The following is a 21,278-nucleotide window of genomic DNA, read 5'->3' on the forward strand; positions in this document are numbered from 1 at the left end:
TCAGTTTCGCTTGGTCAGCAACATCTGCCCGCGCTTCTGAATGGCGACCTGCGCGATCTCTGCGAAGCGCTGCAATAGCCACGGCAACGTCACTTCCAGCCGTACGCACGCATCCTCGACATCGAGGTGCCCGGCAGCAACCTGACCGAACGCGCGCACCCGGAAAGTCATCCGGTTGTCGTCCCAGTGCTCCTCGTCGACGCTCAGCACCGGTATGCTCGCGGCCGTACGCGACAGACCCGTCTTCAGGCGGCGTATGGCCTCGTCACGACCGAGATTGTGCGGAATTGAAACGATCAGCGGCGCCGACATCGTTAAAGCCCTCCTCCACCGTTTCCGTCGATGTAATTCCGTTCCTCGCAAATGGAAGGTTCGGGCATCATATCACGTCGCGGGTGGCAGGAACCTTCGCGATTCCGATTTGTTTGCTCACGGGCCACGCCGAGGCAAATGAGCCCGCGAAGCTGAGGAGGAATCCGAATGTCACTTGGAACGATCATTCTCATTATTCTGATTATCGCCCTGCTCGGCGGCTTCAGCGGCATCGGCGGCGGACCATTCTACGGCACCGGCTACTACGGCGGCGGCGGCCTCGGACTCGTGATCGTGATTCTGCTGATCCTGCTGTTGCTCGGTCGACTGTAGCGATCGATTTCGTGCTGCATCGGTACCCACCAGCGTCATCACCCGCGCAGGCGGGTGATCCAGTATTCCAGAGACGTCAGTGCAGGACCGAACCGCCGCGGCCTACTGGATGCCTCGCCCCCGCGGGGCATGGCGGCCGAGGGTGCCGTGCCTTGCGAGCGCGGTCTACCGCGCCGCCAGCTTCTTCATCGCCGTCTTGATCGACGCCGCTGCATCCTCACAGCCGTCCCAGGCCTTGGTCTTCGCGAGCAGTGCCGGCACTGTTCGTATCGTATACTTCTTCGGGTCGAGATCGCCGCGCACCTGCGTCCAGGTCAACGGCATCGAGACCGTGGCGCCCTGGCGTGCTCGCGGCGACAGCACCGCGACCGCGGTCGACAGGCGATCATTGCGGAGATAATCGAGGAAGATCTTGCCCGTGCGCTTGGCCTTCGACATGTTGAGCAGATAGCGATCGGAATCATCCCGCGCCATCCACTGGCAGATGCCTTGCGCGAACGCCTTGGCCTCCTTCCACGTCACCTTGTCTTTCGCGCCGTGAAGCAACGGCGCCACGACGTGAAGGCCCTTGCCGCCGGTGGTCTTGCAGAAGCTTTCCAGGCCCACCGCGGAGAGACGCTTGCGCATCTCCTTGGCGGCGTCGATCACCTCGGTGAATGCAACATCGGGCGCCGGATCGAGATCGAACACCAGCCGTCCCGGCGTGTCATAGGCATCGGGCGCACAGTTCCAGGGATGCAGCTCGACGCCGCCGAGCTGCGCGACCGCAGCCAGCCCCTCGACCTGGTCGATCTGCAGATAAGGTTTGCGGTCGCCGGAGACCTTGGCGAGATTCAGCAGCTTCGAGGTGCCTGCCATCGCATGCCGCTGAAAGAACGTCTCGCTCTTGATGCCGTCAGGCGCCCGCACGATCGAGCATGGCCGGCCCTTGAGATAGCCGATCATCCATTCGCCGACAGCCTCGAAATATCTGGCGAGATCGAGCTTGGTGACCGCCTCGTCGTCGCCGGCGTCGGGCCACAGCGCCTTGTCCGGATGGGAGATGACGACGCCCATCACCTCGGCGGATGACTTCCCTGCGCCCTTGGCCATCGGCTTCACCACTTTCGTCACGGCGGGCCTCTCCGCCTCCACCTCGCGCGCCGGCTTGTCTTGGCGCAGGCCCTTGAACGCGGCCTGGCGGATATTGCCGCCCTCGGTCCAGCCGGCAAACTCGATCTCGGCGACCAACTCCGGCTTCAGCCAATGCACGTCGCGCGTCTTCTTCGGTGCATCCTTGCCGCCGAACGGGCTCTTGTCGGCGGCCGCGGCTTCCAGCGCCGGCATGATGCGGCGAACGGTCGCCTGACCGAAGCCGGTGCCGACGATGCCGACAAAGACCAGATGATTGCCGCGATAGACACCCGCCATGAGCGAGCGGAATTTGCCGTTTGTGGTCTTCCAGCCGCCGAGCACCACCTCGTGCCCGGCACGAACCTTGGCTTTGGTCCAGTCGTCTGACCGGCCGGACCGATAGGACGCCGCGAGCTTCTTGGAGACGATGCCCTCCAATCCAAGCTTTCGCGCCGAGCCGAGCACAGTTTCGCCATCCTCCTCGAAGTGCTCGACGTAACGGATCAGCTTTTCCTTGCCCTTGCGCGCCTCGAGCAGTTGCTTCAACCGCGCCTTGCGCTCGCCGAGCGGCAGCGGACGGAGGTCCTCCTTGCCGGCAAACAGCAGATCGAATGCGTAGAAGATCAGCTTGTCCGTCTTGCCGTCCGACAGCGCGGCCTGCAGCGTCGAGAAATCCGGCGTACCGTCCCGGTCGAGCGCGACGATCTCGCCGTCGATCAGGGCGTCGGGCAGCTTGCCGGCTTCTTTCGCAATCGCACCGAACTTGTCGGTCCAGTCCAGCCCCTTGCGGGTCTTCAGGACGGCCTCGCCGTCTTCGACCCGGAGCTGCACCCGGTAGCCATCGAACTTGATCTCATGGCACCAGCCGGCGCCGCTGGGCGGCGTTTCGATCGCCGCGCAGAGTTGCGGCACAACGAAAGCGGGCATCGCCGAGACCTGCTTCGGCTTCGCTCCAAGCCGGGCTTTCGGCGGCGGTGCCTTGGTTCGAGCTCGCGCCTCGGCAGCCTCGCCGCGGTTGGAGTGCCAGATCGCGTCGGCCTTGGCTCTGCCGTTGCCCTTGGCCAGCATGAACGGCTTTGGCGCCCGCCCCTCGCCGGCCGCGATCTGCGCCATCGACCGGCCTGAAGCGACCGAGCGATCCTCATCGAGGATCTCTTCTCCGTTGCCGTCGACGGCGTATTCGTCGCGATGCTTGATCAACAGCCAGTTGGTGCGCTTGCCGCCGAAGCGGTCGCCCTTCATCCGCACCAGCACCCAGCTCCCATGCAGCTTCTCGCCGTCGAGCGTGAACTTCAGGTCGCCCTTCTTGAAGCCGCGCTCGGGATCATCAGACTCCCAATAGCCGCGGTCCCAGAGCTGCACCGTGCCGCCGCCATACTGGCCTTCCGGGATCGTGCCTTCGAAATCGCCGTAGTCGAGTGGATGATCCTCCACCTCCACCGCCAGCCGCTTGTCGTGCGGATCGATCGAGGGCCCGCGCGTCACCGCCCAGGACTTGAAGACGCCGTCGAACTCGAGGCGGAAATCATAGTGCAGCCGGGTCGCATCGTGCTTCTGGATGACGAAGCGCCGCCGCTTCGCCGGTGCGACTTGGACGTCGCCCGACGGCTCACCGGTTTTCTCGAAGTCGCGCTTCTTGCGATAGGTGGACAGATTTCTCAGCGGCACGTGTGAGCCTCGGCGCAAACGACGGCCGCCGCCTCTCCGCGGCCATCAGGAACCAAAACCCACGGTATCCGTTCAAGTTCCAAACTCAAGCTGTTTGGAGACGACCATGGCCGCTCCCCGCGCCTACTGGAAAGGCACGCTCAAGCTCTCGCTGGTGTCATGCCCCGTGGCGCTCTATCCGGCCTCGACCGCGGTGGAGAAGACCCGCTTCCACATGATCAACAAGGAGACCGGCAACCGGCTGAGGCAACAGATGGTCGACGCCGAGACAGGCGACGTCGTCGAAAGCGACCAGAAAGGCCGCGGCTACGAGATCAGCAAGGGTAAATATGTCGAGATCGACAAGGACGAGCTCGAGGCCGTCCAGATCGAGAGCAACCACACCATCGATATCGACAGCTTCGTGCCCGAGGGCGAGATCGACAAGCGCTATCTCGATCACCCCTATTACATCCGGCCCGACGGCAAGGCCGGCATCGACGCCTTCGCCGTGATCCGTGACGCCATGAAGGACCAGGATCGCGTCGCGCTGGCCCGCATCGTCCTGACCAACCGCGAGCACGTGATCGCGATCGAGCCGCTCGACAAGGGCCTGCTCGGCACCACGCTGCGTTACCCCTACGAGGTCCGCGATGCCGACGACTATTTCGACGACATCAAGAGCCCGAAGGTGACAAAGGACATGATCGAGCTCGCCGGCCACATCCTCGACAGCAAGGCCGCCCATTTCGATCCATCGAAGTTCAAGGACGAGTATGAGACCGCGCTGAAGGCGCTGGTCCGCCGCAAGGCCTCCGGCAAGTCGATCAAGACCGCCGAGCGCGAGGAAAGGCCGAGCAACGTCGTCAACCTGATGGATGCGTTGAAGCAGAGCCTGAAGGACCGGGGCAGCGCACGGCGCTCGGGCTCGACGGCGCGTCGGCCGACCTCGCATCGCCGCGCGGCCAAGAGGGCGCACCGCTCGAGTGCACGACGGCGCAAGGCGGGGTGATGCCAATCCCGTCATTGCGAGCCAACGGGCCGCGCGAATGCGCGCAACGACGGCTTGGAGACATCGGCAATTCGCCTACCGCTTCTTCGCTGCCTTGCGCTTCTTGGCCGTCTTCCGCTTCTTCGCCGTTCTCCGCTTCTTGGTGGCCTTCTTCGGCACCTTCCTGCCCTTGGCCCGCGCCTCCGACAGTCCGATGGCGATCGCTTGCTTGCGGCTCTTCACCTTCTTCTTGGAGCGTCCGCTACGCAGCGTTCCGGCCTTGCGCTTCTTCATCGCTCCCCGAACGTCGCTCGACGTCTTCCTCGAATATTTTCGTGCCATGGTTGTCTCTCCCGGTGAGAGAAAACAATCCTGACCTGTCGCGAAAGTTCCGTTGCGCAATGCCAGGACCTCGGACGCATCAGCGATCGGACAAGCGAGCCTCGGCCACCGGACGCCGGCTTGAAGCGAGCATGATAGTGAGGGACTAATCCGCCGCGCGCAGCCGATAACCGATGCCGGTCTCGGTCAGAACGAATTGCGGACGCTCGGGATCGGCCTCGATCTTCTGGCGCAACTGGCGCACATAGACGCGCAGGTACTGCGCGTCGGTGAGCTCGTCCCACAATTCCTTCAGCAGGAAGCGATGCGTCAGCACCTTGCCGGCGTGCTGCACCAGCACGCGCAGGAGATCGTACTCCTTCGGCGACAGCTTGATCTCCTTCTCGCCAACCTTGACGATGCGGCGAACCAGGTCGACCGACAGATCGCCGGAGCGAAACACCGGCCGCTCGCCCTGCACCTGCAACTGGTGCCGCAGCGCTGCGCGCATCCGCGCCAGCAATTCGTCCATGCCGAACGGCTTGGTCAGATAGTCGTCGGCGCCGAGGTCGAGCGCCTGTACCTTGCCGGCTTCGTCGCCGCGGCTCGACAGCACCACGATCGGGACGCTCTCGTTGCGGCCGCGGATCATGCGCAAGAGGTCGTGGCCCTGGATGTCGGGCAATCCCAGATCGAGGATGATCAGCGCCGGCCCCTCGGCCAGCATGTCGAGGGCCCGCTTGCCGTTGGAGGCCTCCAGAATATCGTAGCCCTGCGTGCTCAACCCCATCCGCAACAGCTTGCGGATCGGCGGCTCGTCGTCGATGACCAGGACCTTGATGGGCGTCGCGTTCATGCAGCAGTGTCCAGCGCGTTGGCGTCGGCCGTAACAGGCAGCCGGATGGTGATGACGGCTCCGCTCCGATCGGAGCGGTTGGCCGCCGTGATCGTGCCGCGCATCGCCTCGACGAAGCCGCGCGAAATCGCCAAGCCCAGGCCGGTGCCGGGGCGGACATGGTCGCCCTTCTCGGCGCGATAGAACTTGTCGAAGACACTGTCCAGGTCCGCGGCCGGAATGCCGTTGCCCTCGTCCATGATCTGCACTGTGATCTGATCGCGGTCGCGGCTGCCGCGGATCGAGATCGTGGTGTCTGACGGCGCGTATTTGGCCGCATTGTCGAGCAGGTTGAACAGCACCTGCTCGAACAGCACGGCGTCGAGCTCCAACATCGGCAGGTCCGCCGCGAGCTCCAGCGAGACCTTGTGATGCATCAGGATCTTGGTGGCGCGGCGTAGCGCGCTGCCGATGATCTCGCCGACATCATGCAGCGAGGTGTTCGGCACGATCGCGCCCGATTCGAGCTTGGTCATGTCGAGCAAGTTGGCGATGAAGCGGTTCAGCCGCTCGGATTCGTCGATCACTGTCGCCAGCAGGTCTTGCTTCTGCGCGTCGGTCAGGTTGCCGCCGAGATCGCGCAACGTCGAGGCCGCGCCGAGCACGGAGGCGAGCGGTGTCTTGAGGTCGTGCGAGATCGAGGTGAGCAGCGCGCCGCGCAGGCGATCGGACTCGATCGTGCGCTTGACCCGGTCCATGTCCTCGACCAGCAGCACGCGCTCGATGGCGAGAGCGCCCTGGTCGATCAGCGCATCGAGCAGCCGCCGCTGGTCCGGTGTCAGCAGCGGACCGGTGCGGTCGTCGTCGATGCCGATCACGCCGATTGGACCGCGCCCGGTCCGCATCGGCAGGAACAGCCGCTTGGCGCCCGGCAGCGTGTCCGAGCCGCGCCCCGCCGGACGATCATTGCCCCACGCCCAGTTGGCGGCGGCGAGATCGGCCTGGTCGAGCTGGTCCTCCGGCGGATAGCCGGCCTTGACCGCGAGCACGCCGTCGTCCGGCAACAGCAGCACCACCCGCACCCTCAGCATCAGCGCGGTCTGGTAGGCCGTCGCCCATAGCACATCGTCCAGCGTTGCGGTGCCAGCGAGCTTGCGGCTGAATGCATAGAGCGATTCGGTGGTACGGACCCGGCCGATCGCGGTATCGGCCTGCGTACGCACCCGCGCCGCGACGTTGGAAACCAGGAGCGCCACCAGCATGAAGAAGAAGAACGCCGCGATATTGGTGGGATCGGTGATGGTGAGCGTATAGACCGGCGGCAGGAAGAAGAAGTTGTAGCACAGCGAGGCTGCGACGCTCGCCAGCAGCGAGGGCCATAGCCCGTAGCGCACGGCAGCACCGACCACGGCGGTGATGAACACCAGGTCGACGTTCTCGACGCCGAATATCGGCCGGATCAACTCGGCCGTACCGAGGCCGAGCCCGACCAGCAGCAGCGCCATCAGATAGGGCCGCGGATTGAACGGCTCCTGCCGCTGCGCGGTCTGCACCGACGCCTTGCCGACCGGCTGCTCGTCACCGGCAATCACGTTGACGCTGATATTTCCGGCGCGGCGGACGAGGTCGTGCACCACCGAGCCGTGCGTCAATTCGAACCAGCGGGAGCGCGTCGATTTGCCGATGATGATCTGCGTGACGTTGTTGGCTTGCGCGAAATTGATGATGTCATCGGCAATGCGGCGGCCGACGCCCGGAATGGTCAGTGCCTCGCCGCCGAGCGCTTCCGCAAGCCGCATCGTGTCGGCGAGTCGGTCGCGCTGCTCGTCGGTCAATTGCAGGCTGCGGCGGGTTTCGATGCTGACCGCGGTCCAGGGCGCATGCAGGCGGTCGGACACGCGCTTGGTGTAGCGGACGAGGCCGGCCGCGCGCGGGTCTTCGCTCAGGCATACCAGAATGCGCTCGCCAACCGCCCAGGGGCCGGCGATCGCATTGGCCTGCATGTGATTGAGCAACTGTTCGTCGACCCGCTCGGCGGTGCGCCGCAGCGCCAGCTCGCGCAGCGCGGTCAAGTTGCCGGGCGAGAAATAATGCTCCAGCGCGCGCTCGGCCTGCTTGGGCACATAGACCTTGCCCTCCTTCAGCCGCTGGATCAGGTCGTCGGGGGTGAGATCGATCAGCTCGATGGCATCGGCGCGATCGAACACCGAATCCGGCACGGTCTCGCGCACCCGGACATGGGTGATCTGCGCGACCACATCGTTGAGGCTCTCGAGGTGCTGGATGTTGACGGCGGTGTAGACGTCGATGCCGTGCGAAAGCAGCTCCTCGACGTCAAGATAGCGCTTGGGATGCCGGCTGCCGGCTGCATTGGTGTGGGCGAGCTCGTCGACCAGCGCGAGCTGTGGACGCCGCGCGATCACGGCGTCGAGGTCCATCTCCTCGAGCACCTGATCGCGGTACGTCAGCCGCTTGCGCGGCACCACTTCGAGGCCCTCGAGCAGCGCATCGGTCTCGATCCGTCCGTGGGTCTCGACGACGCCGACAACGGCGTCGACGCCCGCCTTGAGGCGCGCCTGGGCGCTTTGCAGCATCTCGTAGGTCTTGCCGACGCCGGGGGCTGCGCCAACGAAGATCTTCAGCCGGCCCGAACGATCGGTCTCGCGGCGCGCTGCTTCCAGCAGCGCATCCGGCGAGGGTCGTTTTTCAAGGTCGCGGCGCTGATTGGCCATGCTGCAGTATAATCATCCCTTCCGATGCGGCCTACTCCCCTATTTTGCTTCGGCCGCATCCAGCGCAAGGTTGAGCGCGAGAACGTTGACGCGCGGCTCGCCGATGACGCCGGCGAAGCGCCCTTGCGTGTTTTGCGTCACCAGCCGGCGCACCTGGTCCTCGGACATGCTCCGCGCCCTGGCGACCCGCGGCACCTGGAACAGCGCGGCGTCGGGCGAAATGTCCGGATCGAGCCCGCTGCCCGAAGCGGTGACGAGATCGACCGGCACCGGGGCGCTCGGGTTCTCCGCCTTCAGCTTCTCGACATCCTGCTTGATCCGGTCGTTCAGTGTCTTGCTGGTCGGACCGAGGTTGGAGCCGCCGGAATTGGCCGCATTATACGGCGCGGGTACGGTCTTGGAGGCATCGTTCGGATCGGACGCCACCGTCGCCGAGAGGCGGCCGTGGAAGTACCTCGCCTCTGTGAACTCCTGTCCGATCAGGGCGGAGCCGATCACCTTGCCGTCTTTCTCGATCAGGCTGCCTTGTGCCTGTCTTGGAAAGATGACGGCGGCTATGCCGGTGATGGCCAGCGGATAGGCAAGGCCCGTGATCGCAACCAGCAGGATCAGCACAAGGATGGCGGGACGGATTTCTCTCAACATGGTCAATCTCCAAAAATCTGCTCCGTCATTGCGAGCCACCCGGTCAGCGCGAAGCGCTACCGGATGACGGGCTCCGCGAAGCAATCCATGGTTCAGCATGACGGATGGATGGATTGCTTCGTCGCTTCGCTCCTCGCAATGACGGCTGTACGGTTACGCCAGGCCCAAGGCGGTGACCGCGAGGTCGATCGCCTTGATGCCGATGAAAGGAATGACGATGCCACCCAGGCCGTAGATCAGCAGATTGCGGCCGAGCAGCGCGCCAGCGCCGACGGCTCGATACTTGACGCCCTTCAACGCCAGCGGGATCAACGCGATGATGATCAGCGCATTGAAGATGATCGCCGACAGGATCGCGCTCTGCGGGCTCGCCAGGTGCATGATATTCAGCACCGAGAGCTGCGGATAGAACGCGAGGAACATCGCCGGAATGATCGCGAAATACTTCGCGACGTCGTTGGCGATCGAGAAGGTGGTCAGCGCGCCGCGGGTCATCAAGAGCTGCTTGCCGATCTCGACCACCTCGATCAGCTTGGTCGGGTTGGAGTCGAGGTCGACCATGTTGCCGGCCTCGCGCGCGGCCTGCGTGCCGGTGTTCATGGCGACGCCGACATCGGCCTGCGCCAGCGCGGGCGCATCGTTGGTGCCGTCGCCGCACATCGCGACCAGCTTGCCCTTCGACTGCTCGTCGCGGATCAGCTTGAGCTTATCCTCGGGGGTTGCCTGCGCCAGGAAGTCGTCGACGCCGGCCTCGGCCGCGATCGCGGCGGCGGTCATCGGGTTATCGCCGGTGATCATCACGGTGCGGATGCCCATGCGGCGCAGTTCGGCAAAGCGCTCGCGGATGCCGCCCTTGACGATATCCTTGAGATGCACGACGCCGAGCAGCCTGCCGTCCTTGGCCACGGCGAGTGGCGTGCCGCCGGCCTTGGCGATCTCGTCGGCAACGGCGTGGATCTCGCGCGCCTCGGCGCTCAGCGTCGCCTGGACCGAGCGGACCGTGTTGCCCGAGGCGACGGTGCGGGCTTCACCGCCCTCGACATAGCCGAGGATCGCATCCACCGCGCCCTTGCGAACCGACGACGACCCGGCATCGATGCCGCTCATGCGGGTCTGCGCGGTGAACGGCACGAAGGTCGCAGCGAGCTCGTGCATGTCGCGGCCGCGGATGCCGTATTTCTCCTTGGCCAGCACCACGATCGAACGACCCTCCGGCGTTTCGTCGGCGAGCGAGGCGAGCTGCGCGGCATCAGCCAGCTCCTGCTCGGTCACGCCACGGATCGGGCGGAAGGCGGTCGCCTGGCGATTGCCGAGCGTGATGGTGCCAGTCTTGTCGAGCAGCAGCGTATCGACGTCGCCGGCGGCCTCCACCGCGCGGCCGGACATCGCGAGCACGTTGAAGCGCACCAACCGGTCCATGCCGGCGATGCCGATCGCCGACAACAGCGCGCCGATCGTGGTCGGAATCAGCGTCACGAACAACGCGACCAGGATCACGACCGAGATCGAGCCGCCGGCATAGGAGGCATAGCTCGGGATCGTCACAGTGGCGAACACGAAAATGATCGTCAGGCCGGCGAGCAGGATGTTCAGCGCGATCTCGTTCGGCGTTTTCTGCCGCTCGGCGCCTTCCACCAGCTTGATCATCCGGTCGATGAAGGTCGAGCCCTGGGCGGCGGTGATGCGAACGCGGATCCAGTCCGACAGCACTTGCGTGCCGCCGGTGACCGCCGACCGGTCGCCGCCGGATTCACGGATCACCGGCGCGGATTCACCTGTTATGGCCGCCTCGTTCACCGAGGCGACACCCTCGATCACCTCGCCATCGGAGGGGATGGTGTCGCCGGCCTCGACCAGCACCAGATCGCCCACCTTCAGCGCGGTGCCGGGAACCAGGCGAAAAGTCCGGTCCGTTCCGGTGAGCAGCTTCGCCTGGCTCTCGCTGCGGGTCTTCTTCAGCGATTCTGCCTGCGCCTTGCCACGGCCCTCGGCGACGGCCTCGGCGAAGTTGGCGAACAGCACCGTGAACCAGAGCCAGAGGATGATCTGGAAGGTGAAGCCGAGGTCGGCGTTGCCGGCAACGAGGTCACGGACAAAGATCACCGTGGTCAGCGCAGCCACGACCTCGACGACGAACATCACCGGATTCTTCATCATCAGCCGGGGATCGAGCTTGCCGAAAGCAGACCGGACCGCCGGCACCAGGATCTTCGGGTCGAGCATGGTCGACGCCGTCACCTGCTTCTGTAGTTTCATGGTTTCCATGGACGTCACTCCGGATCAGAACAGGGTGTTGGCGGTCATGGCGAGATGCTCGACGATTGGTCCGAGCGCCAGCGCCGGGAAGAAGGTCAGGCCGCCGATGATCAGGATGACGCCGACGACGAGGCCGACGAACAGGCCGCCCGTGGTCGGGAACGTGCCTGCGGAGGGCGGAATCGACTTCTTCTCGACAAGCGAGCCGGCGATCGCCATCGCCGGCACGATCATGAAGAAGCGGCCGACGAACATCGCCGAAGCCAGCGTCAGGTTGTAGAAGAACGTGTTGCCGGTGAGACCCGCAAAGGCCGAGCCGTTGTTGCCGGTCGCCGAGGTGTAGGCGTAGAGCACCTCGGTGAAGCCGTGCGGACCGGCGTTGGCCATCGAGGCCACCGCCGACGGCAGCACCACGGCGACCGCGGTCCAGCCGAGATACATCAGCGGCAGCACCAGGATCGCAAGCATCGCCATCTTGACCTCGCGTGCCTCGATCTTCTTGCCGACATATTCCGGGGTGCGCCCGACCATCAGGCCGGCGACGAAGATCGCCAGCACGACGAACAGCAGCATCCCATAGAGGCCGGCCCCGACCCCGCCGATGATGACTTCGCCGAGCTGCATGTTGATCAGCGGGATCATGCCGCCGAGCGCGGTGAAGCTGTCATGCATGGCGTTGACGGCGCCGCAGGACGCCGCGGTGGTGACGACGGCGAACAGCGAGGACGCGACGATGCCGAAGCGGACCTCCTTGCCCTCCATGTTGCCGCCGGCAAGGCCGAGCGCCTGCAGCGCGGTGGTGCCGTTGGCTTCCGCCCAATAGGTGACGCTGATGCCGGCGACGAACAGGATGCCCATCACAGCAAGGATCGCCCAGCCCTGCCGCTCGTTGCCGATCATGCGACCGAACACGTTGGTCATCGCGGCGCCGATCGCAAAGATCGAGACCATCTGCACCAGGTTCGACAGCGCGGTCGGGTTCTCGAACGGATGCGCGGCATTGGCGTTAAAGAAGCCGCCGCCATTGGTGCCGAGCATCTTGATCGCGACCTGCGAAGCGACGGGGCCGAGCGCGATGGTCTGCTTGCCGCCTTCCAGCGTGGTAACGTCGACATATGGCTGAAGCGTCTGCGGGATGCCCTGCCAGACTAGGAACAGCGCATAGACGATGCAGATCGGCAGCAGCACGTAGAGCGTGCATCTGACGACATCGACCCAGAAATTGCCGACGGTGCGCATCGACGAGCGCGAAAAGCCGCGGATCAGGGCCATTGCGAGCGCGATGCCGGTCGCGGCGGACAGGAAGTTCTGGTGGGTGAGGCCCAGCATCTGGACAAGATAAGACAACGTGCTTTCGCCGCCGTAGTTCTGCCAGTTGGTGTTGGTGATGAAGGAGATCGCGGTGTTGAAGGAGAGGTCCTCGGCGACCGCGCTCTGCCCGGTCGGGTTGAACGGCAAGAGCGCCTGCAGCCGCATCAGCCCGTAGATGATGAAGAAGCCACCGACATGGAACAGCAGCATGGCGACGGTGTAGGTCAGCCAATGCTGCTCGCGGCGCTCGTCGACGCCGCCGATCCAATAGATGCCGCGCTCGACCGGGCGCAGCACGGGGGAGAGCAAGGTGCGCTCGCCGTTGAACACGCGGGTGATGTACCAGCCGAGCGGTTTGACCAGCGCGACGACGATCGCGCAGAACAGAATGATCTGAATCCAGCCAATGACGGTCATTGCGTCAAACCTTTCGAATGGGTGCGAAGCGCGGCAGCGACGCGAACATGCTCAGCAGCGTCCCGGTCAATACCGCGTCGGCGGCGAGAATCTTGCAAAGCGCGAGCATCGCGGGACGCTTAGAAGCGTTCGGGCCGCAGCAATGCGTAGGTGAGGTAGAACAAGAGGCCGAGCGAGACGAGGCCGGCGAGCGAGTAATCGAAGATCATCGCCGCCTCCGTTACAGCCGTTCGCACGCGTAGGCGTAGCCAATCCCAGCCGCGAACAGGCCGAGCGCGAGCGCCGCCATGACAAGGTCCATCATGAGAAACTCCTGTGCACCGTCCGCGCGCGTAAGCGGACGTACGCCGGACGATCGTGACGTGCCATCCGGGGCATAGGTTTTCGAGATGGTGCGAGCAGCGACGTTATAGGAATCCTATAAAGGCCCGACGGCGTTCCGCCGGGACAACGCTCGGGACATGTCCGCCGGTCGCCTTCCGCGTTTATGGAATCCCTATATTTCCGCCCCTGCCCTCATCTCGTATTCAAATGAAGGTCCAGTCATCTTTGGGTTGCGGCCGATGTGTTGGGGCCGCGTGTCGGACGAGATGACGTCATGTCACTGCTTGCAGAAAATTCCTCCGCCGAACTCGGCAGCCGGCTGCGCGACGCCGATGCGACCAACGCCGAGCTGATGGCCGACATCGTCAACCAGACCTCCCGGCGCTTCCCCTCGGCCGAGGGCGGCAAGGCCGCCCGTGTCGAGCGCCTGATCGAGGCGGGCGCCTGGATCGACGCGGCGCTGGCGCTGATCGATCTGAAGCTGCCGCAATGGCAGCTTCGCCGCCTGGTCTATGACGAAGGCCAATGGCATTGCGCGCTGTCGCGCATGCGTGAACTGCCGGACTGGCTCGACGGGGCGATCGAGACCCGTCATGCGAACCTCGCACTCGCGATCCTCAGCGCCTTCGTCGAGGCCCAGCGGATCGGCGCGCCGTCAAGCCGGACCAGCGTGCCAACGGTCCAGCGCATCGCCGGCTCGCTCTACGAGCCGCTCTGCCTCGACAATTTCGGCTAACGGGCGCAGCCAACCTGAATTTGCCATCGCAACGCACAATGAGGTGGGCGAAAGGCGCCCCGAACGCCGCCCCATATTGAGGTTGCGGAACGGAACCCCATATCCTCGACAAGGGAGTGCTTGCCGTGCAGACCGTAAGGGCGGCCCTCGTTGCAGCGACCGTGCTCGTCGCTCTGGTTCTCTCGATCCGCCCCGGTGCGGCGGACGAGGACAGCCGCCTTGCCCTGACCATTTCGATCGACGGGGCGATCGGGCCGGCATCCGCCAGCTACGTCAAGGACGCCCTCGCCAAGGCCGACGAGCGGCATGCCGCGGTCGTCATTCTGCGCCTCAACACGCCGGGTGGTCTCAGCAGCAGCATGCGCGAGATCATCACCGACGTGCTCTCCTCGCCTGTTCCTGTCATCGGCTACGTCGCTCCGTCGGGAGCCCACGCGGCCAGCGCGGGAACCTACATCCTCTACGCGACCCATATTGCGGCGATGGCGCCCGGCACCAATATCGGCGCCGCGACACCGGTGCAGCTCGGCAGTCCGATACCGGGCCTGCCAGGCGGCACTCCGGACAAGGGCGACAAGGACAAGAAGGATGGCGACCAGCCGTCCGTGAAGGACGCCATGACGATGAAGACGACGAACGATGCCGTCGCTTTCATCCGTAGCCTCGCCGAACTGCGCGACCGCAACGCCGATTGGGCCGAGAAGGCGGTCCGTGACGCCGCCACCCTCTCCGCCAACGGCGCCATGCAGGCCAAGGTCATCGATCTCATCGCGCGAGATGAGGCTGATCTGCTGAAACAGGTCGACGGCCGGGCCGTGGAGGTCGCTGGCAAGACACAGCACCTGGCGACGAAGGATGCCGTGATCGAGGCCATCGATCCCGGCTGGCTTGCGAAGTCACTGGCGATCATTACCGATCCCAACGTTGCCTTCGTTCTCCTGATGGTCGGGATTTACGGGCTGATCTTCGAATTCATGTCGCCCGGCGCGGTGGCACCGGGCGTTGTCGGAACGATCTGCCTGCTGCTCGGCCTCTACGCCCTCAACATGTTGCCGATCAACTATGCCGGCTTCGCCCTGATGTTGGTCGGAATCGCGCTGCTCGCCTTCGAGGCCTTCAATCCGACCGTCGTGATCGGCCTCGGAGGCGTGATCGCCTTTGTGCTGGGCGCGGCCATGCTGTTCAGGATCGAGGCGCCTGGATACCGGTTGTCATGGTCGGTCATTGCCATTGTCGCGGCGATGATGGTCGGCCTGATCGTGGTCGTGCTCGGCGCACTCCGCCGGGCTCGCAAGGGTCCTGTCCGGCTCGGCGCGCAAGCCATGCGCGGGCTGCCGGCCGAAGTGCTCGACTGGTCGGAGACCACGGGGCACGTCTTCACCAATGGTGAACGCTGGCAGGCGCGCGGCACGGAGACGTTCAAGTCCGGAGAGATGGTCGAAGTCGCCAACATCGTTGGCTTGACGCTGGTGGTTCGGCGTGCCGGTGCCACCGGCCAAGGAGGTCCTGCATGATGCTCGATTATCTCACCTACGCGGCGCTCGCGCTGCTGATCATCATATTTCTGTCGCAGGCCGTTCGTGTCCTGCGCGAATACGAGCGCGGCGTCGTCTTCACGCTCGGGCGCTTCACGGGCGTGAAGGGGCCGGGGCTCATCATCCTGATTCCGGTCGTGCAGCAACTCGTGAAGGTCGATCTCCGGGTGATGGTGCAGGTCGTGCCGCCGCAGGACGTGATCTCGCGCGACAACGTCTCGGTCAAGGTCAACGCCGTGCTCTACTTCCGCATCGTCGACGCGGAGCGCGCGATCATCAAGGTCGGCGACTACATGGCGGCGACCAGCCAGCTCGCGCAGACCACGCTGCGCTCGGTGCTCGGCAAGCACGACCTCGACGAGATGCTCGCGGAGCGCGACAAGCTGAACGCCGATATCCAGGAGATCCTCGACAAGCAGACCGACGTCTGGGGCATCAAGGTCACCTCGATCGAGATCAAGGATGTCGACATCAACGAAACCATGGTGCGGGCGATCGCCAAGCAGGCCGAGGCAGAACGGTTGCGGCGCGCCAAGGTGATCAACGCGATGGGCGAGCAACAGGCCGCCGAGAAGCTGGTCGAGGCCGGCCGGATCCTCGCCCAGGAGCCGCAGGCGATGCAGCTACGCTATTTCGCAGCGCTGCACGACATCGCCGGCGAGCGTTCATCGACCGTGGTGTTCCCGCTGCCGATGAACCTGCTCGATCACCTGACCCGCCGAAGCGAGGCGACCTGACCCTGCTGCTGCCTGGCGCGCCAGGCAGCGGCACAGGGCAGCAGCAGGAACAGTGGGCCTTCTCCCATCAATTTACCCGCCGTGTGGCCGGTTTACGGTCGGCGACAACATCGGTAACCTCGCATCCCAGTGCGACATCGAGAGGTGCCCATGCGATCCAAAGATCCCATCAACTGGATGCTGTCGGATGCGATCGAGACACTCGCCCGCGCCGAGCGCCTGCACCAGCGTTTCCTGACCATCCACCCACTCACGGAAAGCCGCGAGCCGAGCTGGGAACCGCCGACCGACGTGATCGAGACCGATGATGAAATCCTGATACTGGTGGCGCTGCCGGGGGTCGACCCCGACGAGGTCGAGGCCGCGCTCGACGGCGGAACGCTCGTGATCAGCGGACGCCGCACTCTGCCTTCGGAACTGCGCAACGCGCGCATCCTGCGCCTCGAATTGCCGCAAGGCCGGTTCGAGCGCCGCATTCAACTGCCGACCGGTCGCTACACCATCAGCCGCTTCGCCGCGCATGGTTGCGTCGGTCTACGGCTTGGAAAATCGAGCTGAGGAGTTCGGCATGGCTGCTACCGACACATCAAGCTCGACGCCGGTTTCGTCGTCCGAACGCACGACGCCGATCCCGGGCGATGCCCTGATCATCGTCCCGGCGCGCAACACCGTGCTGTATCCGAACGTCATTGTCCCAATCACGATCGGGCGGGCGAAATCGATTGCGGCGGCCCAGCAGGCCGTCCGCGAACAGCGGCAGATCGGCATCCTGCTGCAGCGCGACGCCGAGGTGGACGACCCCGGCCCCGACGATCTGTACCGGATCGGCACCGTCGCCAATATCGTGCGCTACATCACCGGCCCCGACGAGACGCATCATCTGGTCTGCCAGGGCGTGCAGCGCATGCGCGTGCTGGACTATCTTCCAGGAACGCCGTTCCTGGCCGCGCGCGTGCTCCAGATTCCGGAGCCCACGACGACGTCGCCGGAGATCGAGGCGCGTTTTCTCAATCTGCAGCGCCAGGCGCTCGAGGCCGCACAACTGTTGCCGCAGGTGCCGCCGGAATTAATCGCGGCGCTGCAGGGCACGAACTCGCCGGCGACTCTGGCCGATCTTGCGACCTCCTACATGGACATCAAGCCGCAGGAGAAGCAGGACATCCTCGAGACCATCGACCTCGCGGCCCGAATGGACAAGGTGTCACGCCACCTCGCCGAGCGCATTGAGGTGCTGCGGCTCAGCCAGGAGATCGGGCAGAAGACCAAGGCCGCCTTCGACGAACGGCAACGCGAGGCGATCTTGCGCGAGCAGATGGCGACCATCCAGCGCCAGCTCGGCGAAGGCGACGGCAAGGCCGCCGAAGTGGCGGAGCTGACCAAGGCGATCGCCGCGGCCAAGATGCCGCCGGAGGCCGAAAGCCAGGCGCAGAAGGAGCTGCGCCGCTACGAACGGATGCCGGAGGCCGCGGCCGAATCCGGCATGGTCCGCAGCTACCTCGACTGGCTGATCGACCTGCCCTGGAGCCTTCCGGACGAGAAGCCGATCGATATTGCCGAAGCGCGGCGCATCCTCGACGCTGACCACTATGGTCTGGAGAAGATCAAGAGCCGCATCATCGAATATCTGGCCGTGCGCAAGCTGGCGCCCAGCGGCAAGGCCCCGATCCTCTGCTTCGTCGGACCACCCGGCGTCGGCAAGACCTCGCTCGGACAATCGATCGCACGCGCGATGGCGCGGCCGTTCGTCCGCGTCAGCCTCGGCGGCCTGCATGACGAGGCCGAGATCCGCGGCCACCGCCGCACCTATATCGGTGCCCTGCCCGGCAACATCATCCAGGCGATCAAGAAGGCCGGCGCGCGCAACTGCGTGATGATGCTCGACGAGATCGACAAGATGGGCCGCGGTATCCAGGGCGATCCATCGGCCGCGATGCTCGAAGTGCTCGACCCCGAGCAGAACTCGACGTTCCGCGACAATTATCTCGGCGTGCCGTTCGACCTCTCGCGTGTCGTGTTCATCGCGACCGCCAACATGCTCGACGGCGTCCCGGGCCCGCTGCTCGACCGCATGGAGATCATCAGCCTTGCGGGATACACCGAGGACGAGAAGCTCGAGATCGCGAAACGCTATCTGGTCCGCCGCCAGCTCGAAGCCAATGGGCTGAAGGCCGAGCAGGCCGAGATCGAGCCCGATGCGCTCAGGCTGGTCATCCGCAGCTACACCCGCGAGGCCGGCGTGCGCAATCTGGAGCGCGAGATCGGCAAGGTGCTGCGCAACGTCGCGGTGCAGATCGCGGAAGGCAGCACGAGCCATGTCACCATCGCGCCGAAGGACATCGTGCCGCTGCTCGGCCAGCCGCGGTTCGAGAACGAGATCGCGATGCGAACCAGCATTCCGGGCGTGGCGACCGGGCTCGCCTGGACCCCGGTCGGCGGCGACATCCTGTTCATCGAGGCGTCGCGCACGCCGGGCAGGGGTTCACTGATCCTCACCGGTCAGCTCGGCGAAGTGATGCGCGAGAGCGTGCAGGCCGCGCTCACTCTGGTGAAGAGCCGGGCCTCCCAGCTCGGGATCGATGCCGGCGTCTTCGAGAAAAGCGACATCCACGTTCACGTGCCGGCGGGCGCGACACCGAAGGACGGCCCCAGCGCGGGCGTTGCGATGTTCACCGCCCTCACCTCGCTGCTCACGGAGCGAACCGTCCGTAGCGACACCGCAATGACCGGCGAGATCTCGCTGCGCGGCCTCGTGCTTCCGGTCGGCGGCATCAAGGAGAAGGTCGTCGCCGCCGCCGCGGCTGGCCTGACCCGTGTGATGCTGCCGGCGCGCAACAAGCGCGACTTCGACGATATCCCGGCGGGGGCGCGCGCCAAGCTGGAGTTCATCTGGCTCGAGCGCGTCGACGACGCGATCGCCGCCGCATTGGAGACCGCCAAGACGACGCCCGCCGCAGCGGAGTGACGGTCACCGACGCCTGGGCGGTTTGAAGCAACCGACGGTCGCGCGGTTGCGGACATGATCCGTTTCCGTGCTCGGTTGCGATGTCAGGAAAGCGAGCTGGAGATTGACCCATCTCGGTCCGTGTCGCATTTGCGAAGACGTGCTCGTTTCGCTTCGATTTTCCACTATGCAGATACCGCGAAGTTGATAGTCTTCGACGATGACCGACGATGGACAGCAAGACCGCCAAAGAGCGCTGCTCGACAATATCCCGGACATGGCATGGCTGAAGGATCGCAAGTCGCGCTATCTTGCGGTCAACTCGGCCTATCTGAAGGTCATCGGCCGACCCGAACGCGAGGTCATCGGAAATACCCCGTCCGCAATTTGGCCGCCTGAGATCGCCAATATCTATCTGCGCACCGACCGCGCTGTCCTGAAAAGCGGCAGACGTCGGCGCTACGAGGAATCCCGTCCCGGCAACAATGGCGAACCGCGTTGGTTCGAGACCATCAAAGCTCCCATTCGCAATGAAGCGGGGCGCATTGTTGGAACCGTGGGCATATCTCGCGACATCACCGAGCGAAGGGCGGCAGAAGACGAGCTGCTTCGTTCCCGATCGCAGTTGCGCGAGCTGTCATCCTACCTTCAGTCAGTGCGGGAGGAGGAGCGCGCCAGAATCTCACGGGAGCTGCACGACGAGCTGGGACAAACACTGACGGCGATGAAAATCCAGTTGACCTGGATCCGGGACCACCTGTCCTCACCGCCGGATGTTCTGGGCCTCCACATCGATCGTCTCGTTTCGGTTGCGGATCATTCGGTGACGAACCTTCGACGCATCGCCGCCGACCTCAGACCGATCATGCTGGACGAACTCGGCCTCGTCTCCGCGATCAAATGGTTGACTCAAAACTCCGCCGAGATGAGCGGACTCGACGTTTCCCTATCCTTTGATCGGGAGGACATCGCCTACAGCAAGGATGTGAGCACCGGCGTATTCCGCATCGTTCAGGAGTCGCTTACCAACGCACTGCGCCATGGGCACGCCAGGCAGGTCGACATCAGCGCACGGCATGTCGCGAACGAGTTCCGGCTCGAGATCGTCGATGATGGTTGCGGCATCGACAATGTGATATTGCCGCGAGACGGGCTTGGCCTTGTGGGCATGCGCGAGCGCGCCTTCTCGCTCGGAGGATCGATCGACGTATCCGGTGCTGCACACGGCGGAACGCGCGTATCGGTTCGCATTCCGCTCGACACGCCCGAGGTTAGAGCTCGACGATGACGCGCCTCATCATCACCGACGATCACACCATGTTCCGCGAGGGATTGAAGCAGATCCTCGCGGACCAGACAGATATGGACATTGTCGGCGAGGCGCGAAGCGGCGACGAACTGCTCAGGCTCCTGGAAACGACAGCTTGCGAGATCGTGCTACTGGACCTTTCCATGCCGGGACTCAGCGGGATTCCGCTTCTTCAGCTTCTCAAAGCAAGGCATCGCGAGATCCGTATCGTTGTCCTTAGCATGCATGAGGAGCATCAGTATGTCATCGAGTCGCTGAAGGCAGGCGCGGTGGGATACGTCACCAAGAACAGCGCCAGTCTTCAGTTGATCCAGGCTATCAGGACCGCCGCGCGGGACGAAATGTTCGTCAGCGCAGCGACGCGAGAAGCCACGCGGCGTCCGCCAGCCGCAGCATACCCGCATGTCCGATTGACGAAGCGCGAGCGCGAGGTCTTCGATATGCTGGTTCTCGGACGCAAGATCACCGACATCGCCCGCAGGCTCAATCTCAGCATCAAGACCGTAAGCACCCACAAGGCGAACCTGATGGAAAAGATGGGGGCTGCAACGGTTGTCGATCTGGTTCACTACGCGCTCCGAAATCAACTCGTCGAGTGACCGGCCCCGCATTGCGCCTAGCCAGGTCGCCGCATTCCGATCGGCGGCCGGCGGAATGATCGAGGTTACGAGCCGCCAAGCATCATCATTCCGTAGCATCTTCTCGCACGTGATTCCCGCGCCCCAGCACGCCGGCAGGTATGTCACACATCGGCATTCTAGGATTATTCCTAGTCGCCTCTTA

At 64.5% G+C, this 21,278-nt stretch carries 18 protein-coding genes; 9 read left to right on the plus strand and 9 right to left on the minus strand.

The genetic code is table 11. The features are described 5' to 3' along the window. The gene (locus tag P6U25_RS28735) at positions 1-312 is read right to left on the minus strand and encodes a polyhydroxyalkanoic acid system family protein (protein WP_407148133.1); all 312 of its coding nucleotides are present in this window, start codon (positions 310-312) and stop codon (positions 1-3) included. 168 nt (positions 313-480) lie between these two features. Between P6U25_RS28735 and P6U25_RS28740 the strand changes: the two genes are divergently transcribed. Continuing rightward, the gene (locus tag P6U25_RS28740) at positions 481-645 is read left to right on the plus strand and encodes a DUF3309 family protein (RefSeq protein WP_074125080.1); all 165 of its coding nucleotides are present in this window, start codon (positions 481-483) and stop codon (positions 643-645) included. A 165-nt stretch (positions 646-810) separates the two neighbouring features. On the opposite strand, the gene ligD is transcribed toward P6U25_RS28740, so the two are convergent. Then, entirely contained in the window at positions 811-3,426 is a 2,616-nt protein-coding gene (ligD, locus tag P6U25_RS28745; protein ID WP_407148134.1) for a DNA ligase D, read from the minus strand. Between the two features lie 106 nt (positions 3,427-3,532). Here ligD and P6U25_RS28750 point away from each other — a divergent pair, with 106 nt between their 5' ends. After that, positions 3,533-4,417 carry a Ku protein gene (locus P6U25_RS28750; RefSeq protein ID WP_407148135.1) on the plus strand — a complete coding sequence of 295 codons (885 nt, stop codon included), beginning with the start codon at positions 3,533-3,535 and terminating at the stop codon, positions 4,415-4,417. Between the two features lie 75 nt (positions 4,418-4,492). Here the strand turns inward: P6U25_RS28750 and P6U25_RS28755 are convergent, their stop codons facing one another. From P6U25_RS28755 to P6U25_RS28785, 7 genes are all read right to left on the minus strand, one after another. Further along, complete coding sequence (locus tag P6U25_RS28755) at positions 4,493-4,738, minus strand: DUF6496 domain-containing protein (protein WP_407148136.1); 246 nt, start codon at positions 4,736-4,738, stop codon at positions 4,493-4,495. 145 nt (positions 4,739-4,883) lie between these two features. Continuing rightward, a complete protein-coding gene (locus tag P6U25_RS28760) occupies positions 4,884-5,573 on the minus strand; it encodes a response regulator (RefSeq protein ID WP_407148137.1) in 690 nt (229 codons plus the stop codon). Further along, the gene (locus P6U25_RS28765) at positions 5,570-8,284 is read right to left on the minus strand and encodes a DUF4118 domain-containing protein (RefSeq protein WP_407148138.1); all 2,715 of its coding nucleotides are present in this window, start codon (positions 8,282-8,284) and stop codon (positions 5,570-5,572) included. Before P6U25_RS28765 ends, P6U25_RS28760 begins: the two co-directional genes overlap by 4 nt. A gap of 39 nt (positions 8,285-8,323) precedes the next feature. Beyond that, positions 8,324-8,929 carry a K(+)-transporting ATPase subunit C gene (locus P6U25_RS28770; protein WP_407148139.1) on the minus strand — a complete coding sequence of 202 codons (606 nt, stop codon included), beginning with the start codon at positions 8,927-8,929 and terminating at the stop codon, positions 8,324-8,326. 153 nt (positions 8,930-9,082) lie between these two features. Continuing rightward, on the minus strand, positions 9,083-11,194 hold the full coding sequence (gene kdpB, locus P6U25_RS28775) for a potassium-transporting ATPase subunit KdpB (protein ID WP_407148140.1): 2,112 nt from the start codon (positions 11,192-11,194) through the stop codon (positions 9,083-9,085). 15 nt (positions 11,195-11,209) lie between these two features. After that, positions 11,210-12,913 (minus strand): potassium-transporting ATPase subunit KdpA, encoded by a 1,704-nt coding sequence (kdpA, locus tag P6U25_RS28780; RefSeq protein ID WP_407148141.1) that lies wholly within the window; start codon positions 12,911-12,913, stop codon positions 11,210-11,212. Positions 12,914-13,032: 119 nt separating this feature from the next. Further along, a complete protein-coding gene (locus P6U25_RS28785) occupies positions 13,033-13,122 on the minus strand; it encodes a K(+)-transporting ATPase subunit F (RefSeq protein ID WP_016846764.1) in 90 nt (29 codons plus the stop codon). Between the two features lie 389 nt (positions 13,123-13,511). On the opposite strand from P6U25_RS28785, the gene P6U25_RS28790 reads away from it, so the two are divergent. From P6U25_RS28790 to P6U25_RS28820, 7 genes are all read left to right on the plus strand, one after another. Next, a complete protein-coding gene (locus P6U25_RS28790; protein ID WP_407148142.1) occupies positions 13,512-13,973 on the plus strand; it encodes a hypothetical protein in 462 nt (153 codons plus the stop codon). Between the two features lie 125 nt (positions 13,974-14,098). Further along, complete coding sequence (locus tag P6U25_RS28795) at positions 14,099-15,487, plus strand: NfeD family protein (RefSeq protein WP_407148143.1); 1,389 nt, start codon at positions 14,099-14,101, stop codon at positions 15,485-15,487. Next, complete coding sequence (locus P6U25_RS28800) at positions 15,484-16,245, plus strand: slipin family protein (protein WP_407148144.1); 762 nt, start codon at positions 15,484-15,486, stop codon at positions 16,243-16,245. Before P6U25_RS28795 ends, P6U25_RS28800 begins: the two co-directional genes overlap by 4 nt. 150 nt (positions 16,246-16,395) lie before the next feature. Beyond that, positions 16,396-16,803 carry an Hsp20 family protein gene (locus P6U25_RS28805; RefSeq protein ID WP_407148145.1) on the plus strand — a complete coding sequence of 136 codons (408 nt, stop codon included), beginning with the start codon at positions 16,396-16,398 and terminating at the stop codon, positions 16,801-16,803. Positions 16,804-16,813: 10 nt separating this feature from the next. Further along, on the plus strand, positions 16,814-19,207 hold the full coding sequence (gene lon, locus P6U25_RS28810) for an endopeptidase La (protein WP_407148146.1): 2,394 nt from the start codon (positions 16,814-16,816) through the stop codon (positions 19,205-19,207). Between the two features lie 199 nt (positions 19,208-19,406). Further along, positions 19,407-20,474 (plus strand): PAS domain-containing protein, encoded by a 1,068-nt coding sequence (locus tag P6U25_RS28815; RefSeq protein WP_407148147.1) that lies wholly within the window; start codon positions 19,407-19,409, stop codon positions 20,472-20,474. After that, complete coding sequence (locus P6U25_RS28820; RefSeq protein WP_407148148.1) at positions 20,471-21,094, plus strand: response regulator; 624 nt, start codon at positions 20,471-20,473, stop codon at positions 21,092-21,094. The genes P6U25_RS28815 and P6U25_RS28820 overlap by 4 nt, the downstream gene beginning before the upstream one ends. Positions 21,095-21,278 lie beyond the last annotated feature (184 nt).

The organism is Bradyrhizobium sp. ORS 86 (genome assembly GCF_045571475.1).
Classification (GTDB): domain Bacteria; phylum Pseudomonadota; class Alphaproteobacteria; order Rhizobiales; family Xanthobacteraceae; genus Bradyrhizobium.

Coding starts and splice junctions, on each gene's coding strand:
- P6U25_RS28735 (WP_407148133.1), bottom strand. CDS start 312: ATGTCGGCGCCGCTGATCGTTTCAATTCCGCACAATCTCGGTCGTGAC.
- P6U25_RS28740 (WP_074125080.1), top strand. CDS start 481: ATGTCACTTGGAACGATCATTCTCATTATTCTGATTATCGCCCTGCTC.
- P6U25_RS28750 (WP_407148135.1), top strand. CDS start 3,533: ATGGCCGCTCCCCGCGCCTACTGGAAAGGCACGCTCAAGCTCTCGCTG.
- P6U25_RS28755 (WP_407148136.1), bottom strand. CDS start 4,738: ATGGCACGAAAATATTCGAGGAAGACGTCGAGCGACGTTCGGGGAGCG.
- P6U25_RS28760 (WP_407148137.1), bottom strand. CDS start 5,573: ATGAACGCGACGCCCATCAAGGTCCTGGTCATCGACGACGAGCCGCCG.
- P6U25_RS28765 (WP_407148138.1), bottom strand. CDS start 8,284: ATGGCCAATCAGCGCCGCGACCTTGAAAAACGACCCTCGCCGGATGCG.
- P6U25_RS28770 (WP_407148139.1), bottom strand. CDS start 8,929: ATGTTGAGAGAAATCCGTCCCGCCATCCTTGTGCTGATCCTGCTGGTT.
- kdpB (WP_407148140.1), bottom strand. CDS start 11,194: ATGGAAACCATGAAACTACAGAAGCAGGTGACGGCGTCGACCATGCTC.
- kdpA (WP_407148141.1), bottom strand. CDS start 12,913: ATGACCGTCATTGGCTGGATTCAGATCATTCTGTTCTGCGCGATCGTC.
- P6U25_RS28785 (WP_016846764.1), bottom strand. CDS start 13,122: ATGATCTTCGATTACTCGCTCGCCGGCCTCGTCTCGCTCGGCCTCTTG.
- P6U25_RS28790 (WP_407148142.1), top strand. CDS start 13,512: ATGTCACTGCTTGCAGAAAATTCCTCCGCCGAACTCGGCAGCCGGCTG.
- P6U25_RS28800 (WP_407148144.1), top strand. CDS start 15,484: ATGATGCTCGATTATCTCACCTACGCGGCGCTCGCGCTGCTGATCATC.
- P6U25_RS28805 (WP_407148145.1), top strand. CDS start 16,396: ATGCGATCCAAAGATCCCATCAACTGGATGCTGTCGGATGCGATCGAG.
- lon (WP_407148146.1), top strand. CDS start 16,814: ATGGCTGCTACCGACACATCAAGCTCGACGCCGGTTTCGTCGTCCGAA.
- P6U25_RS28815 (WP_407148147.1), top strand. CDS start 19,407: ATGACCGACGATGGACAGCAAGACCGCCAAAGAGCGCTGCTCGACAAT.
- P6U25_RS28820 (WP_407148148.1), top strand. CDS start 20,471: ATGACGCGCCTCATCATCACCGACGATCACACCATGTTCCGCGAGGGA.